Source organism: Cupriavidus sp. SIMBA_020 (genome assembly GCF_046535395.1).
In the GTDB taxonomy this organism is placed as follows: domain Bacteria; phylum Pseudomonadota; class Gammaproteobacteria; order Burkholderiales; family Burkholderiaceae; genus Cupriavidus; species Cupriavidus campinensis.
This window is the reverse complement of record NZ_JAWRWU010000406.1, coordinates 1-279: the sequence shown is the minus strand read 5'-3', so window position 1 is coordinate 279 and position 279 is coordinate 1. Positions and strand designations below refer to the sequence as shown.

Below are 279 nucleotides of genomic sequence, written 5' to 3'. Positions count from 1 at the left end.
CTCCGGCTTCTTGTGCGCCTGCGGCGTCAGCAATTGGTCGGGCAAGCCGTGGTAAATCGTGTTGAGCCAGTTCGCCTGCGGCAGCGGCACGCGTTGCGAATCGGAAATCGACACCACCGGCACGTTTGAAAAAGCGTCGAATACCGGTTGTAACTCCGGCAGGTCCAGCCGACCGTGCAGGGTGGTCACGAACGGGGTGTCCATCGTCGTGAACAGCGGGAACGGCATGTAGTCGAGGTGAAAGTGAAGTACGTCGAATTCGTGCGCCACCTTGCGCAC

1 pseudogene is annotated in these 279 nt (G+C 60.2%); it reads right to left on the bottom strand.

What is annotated here, in order from left to right:
- Positions 1-279, bottom strand: a pseudogene (locus SB751_RS29795) (glycosyltransferase family 4 protein); the annotation flags it as partial.